The following is a 3,717-nucleotide window of genomic DNA, read 5'->3' on the forward strand; positions in this document are numbered from 1 at the left end:
AAAGTTTCTTGTAATAATCTGAGAAATTCTCCATTTTTTTGTTTATGTATTCTTCTTTACAGATATAATATCCCTTTTGCTCTATTTCTTCCATAACGTTTCTATCTTGTCTAGTCCAAACTCTCATAGATTCATCCTCCTTATATGTGACTCTGATAACCTTTAGCCAAATTAACTGTGACGTCCGTAAATCAGCTTCAAATTAGCATCGTACCACTTTGGTGTACTCATCTCAAAGTTGCAAAAATCATCTAGTATTTCTTCTGCTTGCCTCTTCATGACTTCTATTTCGTGATCTCCAAAATCAATAGCCCATGGCAGTGATGATATTGAATTGTTCGCTATGTATATCGCCAACAAATCAAAAAATTCATTTGGCACATTTCCATCAAAATATCCATCTATTCTTCCTGTAGCAAATGGTGGGCTACTCTTTGCATCCCAAATAATTCTATTGAATTCTTCCCAAGGATCTCCAAAATCAAACCTTCCAAAGTCAATTATACCAACATGACCAGATTTAGTATATATCATATTTCCAATGTGATAATCTCCATGCTGAAACACTATAGGTCTATCCACAATCAATTGCCTTGACTCATTTATATAATTAACAAATACATCTCCATTTTCATATTTCAGTGGACATTTTTCATATGCACTCAACTTTCTGTCCATTTTTTTACCAAACTTTTCTTCCCATGAAAATGGCTCTATATCAACATCAATTCCATGAATTTTCCTAAGTATCTGCCCTGATTCGTATCCAAGTCTATATTGTTCTTTTATCGAAAAATCACCTATCACACTCTCTAAATCTTTCCCTTCAAGCCAATCTAAAACCATATAAATCCCTTGATTACAAGTCCCAAAATCACGTACTCTAGTCATGTCAAAATCGAGCTTTGAAACTAATTTCATAATATCATGCTCTTTCTTCTTAAATTCATAGCACTCTTTATCGGAAATTCTCAAAAGCAAATGTTTACCACAATTATTTACTATGTGATACTTTTTATCATCTGACCAGCCTTTGTTTACAAACTCAATACTACTCCAGCTATCACTACCGGGAATATCGACAAGTAAATCTTTCAAATTTGTTTCGATGCGATCACCTTCTTTTTAGTAAATTCTAGTACCATTTCTACGCCTCTTTACTCAATAATTATATCACATTTGCATATAATCATTAAAAAAGGACAGTTCTTCAGCCCACTTAATCGTCTTAAATGAATCTAAAAAAACTATCCCTTGGATATATTTTACTTGCTACTTTTTCGTTTTAATATAAATTTCATCGGAAGTATTAGCACAAAACCTGTCAGTAATGAATAGAATAAAACCAACATAGCAACTCCAAATGAAGGTCCAATAGAAACTGGATCTGATAAACTATGCATCATTATTATAATGCCTATCATGAATCCTATAATACCAATTCCAATAGATGATTTAAAAAGTAAATCCAAAAATTCTATGGAAATATCGTTGAGTTTTTTATCAAAATAATCATCTTTAATACTCGCTTTGAATGAGTACTTTAACAAACCCATACTACCAGTTGATACTGTAACTGCAAGTAGTGCCCCTATGATTAATACTAAACTTGGTATATCTGTAAATACACTTATATACCCTCCCATAAACATTACCGCTACAATTAATACCAAATAAATAACTATCCCTAATAAAAACATACAAACCCCCCTCAATTCATTTTGTAACTGCCTTTCACTAAATATTATACAATGTTATCTATATTATATCCATAATTTTGTGAATTATCATTCCCTTTCGAAAAATCTACTTCTCAGGCTCTTCAGTCTCATATCCCATGAAATTTCCTGCGCATTTTATTCTGCCCGATAGTATTCCACTAAACCACGCTTCACACCACTCTAGGAAATTTACTCCGCATTTTGGCCAAACGGGAGGATATTCATCTTCCCAGTCTAGATACACTACTCGCCCAGCACGCTCTCCTGTAACTACCAAGTAAGCTAAAAATGTAGTATCTATAGCTGTAAGCGATATAGTACCAACTGTTCTACATACCCACTCATCATCTGGTATATCTGATTCGCTACCGTATTTAGCCTCCCATACCTCCCTAGACATCACTTTGCTGAGTTCTTGTGACGATTGACTGAGCCATTTCGCTCCATTTTCTGCGCTTTCAGGAAATGGTCTATCAAATCCATTGCCAGGACCCGCTCCCCCACTGCCAACTAATACTATATAATACACATACTCTAATGGCAGTTCTATACCATGCTCTCTTTCAAACTCGCGAACAACATCTAACGATACAGGCGGCATAAGTTCATAATGGTGATACCTAGCTCCATAAATATTTTGACCAGCTTCTGTATTTGCTAGCTCTGCTATTAATGATTTTATTCGCTGGCATTTGTTTATTAGGTTTTGGTTTTTTAGCTCTTTGTTTTTTAGTTTTTCTGCTGATTCATCAAAATGACCTACTAGCGCATAGTCTTTCATGATTGCCCCCTAAATTTAATTTATATACCTCAACAAATCAATTATACTATCTAAAGCGAAATCCATCCAGATATTGGATGGATTTCGCTTTAAATATTTGTTTTACACTATCAAAACTATCTACTCAACAACGAGCGTTATATACTCCTTGCCATTTACCTCTTTCGGTGCGTTGTACACATGCTTTCCAATCATTTCACGTAGTTCTTGTATGCTTTCCATATCTCGCGCAGCAAATTCTTGATAGCAAAGAGTTTCACTATTTCTATTCAAATCATTATAAAAATCAGATATATGAGTTCTATATGTATCAAGTATATCTTCTAATGGGTACTGAGAGATATTATCTGGTGAATCGCCTTCTTCTAGTTCAGGCTCTTGTTCAAACGACAACGACGTAACGAAATAATCACCATGTTGATATATTCCCTCTGCTTTTTTTACATAATTTTCTGTTTCATATTTTTCTGCATTGTAGTTAGATATGTTCTTCATTGCAATTCCCCTTCTTACCATGTTTATTTTTATTTTCTATTGTTTTCTTTATTGATTATAACATAATCACAGCAAACTCAAAATCTTATTTTTCACATCTGGATAATCATACTCCCACTCAATTAGCTTATCTACCAAAAACTGCTCCTTACGCTCTATTAGAGTTATTCTAGAAACTACATCCATCATAATCGACATTGTCTTAGATGAGTAATTCTGACTGCTCAAAAATTCTACGATATCCATAATCAATATTTCAGATATATCGTCATTTTCCAATATTATCTCCATCAGCTGATTGATCTTTTCATCGCTTAATACTATTTTCTTATCTGATATCAGCGGCATTAGAACTTCTAGCATTTCAGCCATTTCAGGAACATAATACGATATCAAATACTCATACACTCTCTGCCATATATCTTCCTTATTTCCATTACAAGCATAATATTTCTTATTTTCACTGCCACTTATTATGCTACTGAGCCTTTTTCGATTGTCATTAGCTTCAATCAATTGTTGCTCCATGAATTCAGCCATATTATCTGCTTTTTTGTGATACTCTCCCATGCAAAAAGAATATATTTTTCCATCTTGATCTATATGTGGTCCAAAATCACCGGCATAATGATAATCCATACAGCTATAATATACCTTACCATCTTTCTCTTCTACTCGTTCTGGAAAACTTTGAATTTTATATCCTTTACTAAATTTTAT

General features: G+C 33.5%; 5 protein-coding genes. All 5 read right to left on the bottom strand.

Annotation, left to right across the window (positions count from 1 at the left end; all coding sequences use genetic code 11):
* Positions 1-171 precede the first annotated feature (171 nt).
* A complete protein-coding gene (locus N4A40_15020; GenBank protein ID MCT4663167.1) occupies positions 172-1,098 on the bottom strand; it encodes a phosphotransferase in 927 nt (308 codons plus the stop codon).
* Between the two features lie 167 nt (positions 1,099-1,265).
* The gene (locus tag N4A40_15025; GenBank protein MCT4663168.1) at positions 1,266-1,700 is read right to left on the bottom strand and encodes a hypothetical protein; all 435 of its coding nucleotides are present in this window, start codon (positions 1,698-1,700) and stop codon (positions 1,266-1,268) included.
* Positions 1,701-1,806: 106 nt separating this feature from the next.
* Positions 1,807-2,502, bottom strand: coding sequence for a hypothetical protein (locus N4A40_15030; protein ID MCT4663169.1), 696 nt, complete (start codon positions 2,500-2,502; stop codon positions 1,807-1,809).
* Positions 2,503-2,622: 120 nt separating this feature from the next.
* Positions 2,623-2,997 (bottom strand): hypothetical protein, encoded by a 375-nt coding sequence (locus N4A40_15035; GenBank protein MCT4663170.1) that lies wholly within the window; start codon positions 2,995-2,997, stop codon positions 2,623-2,625.
* A 66-nt stretch (positions 2,998-3,063) separates the two neighbouring features.
* On the bottom strand, positions 3,064-3,717 hold a 654-nt coding region (locus N4A40_15040; protein ID MCT4663171.1), incomplete at its 5' end, for a hypothetical protein.

The sequence above is a fragment of the Tissierellales bacterium genome, assembly GCA_025210965.1.
Classification (GTDB): Bacteria; Bacillota; Clostridia; order Tissierellales; family JAOAQY01; genus JAOAQY01.

What these genes read in the sequence shown, in the direction of transcription:
- N4A40_15025 (MCT4663168.1), bottom strand. Translation starts at nt 1,700, where the DNA reads ATGTTTTTATTAGGGATAGTTATTTATTTGGTATTAATTGTAGCGGTA.
- N4A40_15030 (MCT4663169.1), bottom strand. Translation starts at nt 2,502, where the DNA reads ATGAAAGACTATGCGCTAGTAGGTCATTTTGATGAATCAGCAGAAAAA.
- N4A40_15035 (MCT4663170.1), bottom strand. Translation starts at nt 2,997, where the DNA reads ATGAAGAACATATCTAACTACAATGCAGAAAAATATGAAACAGAAAAT.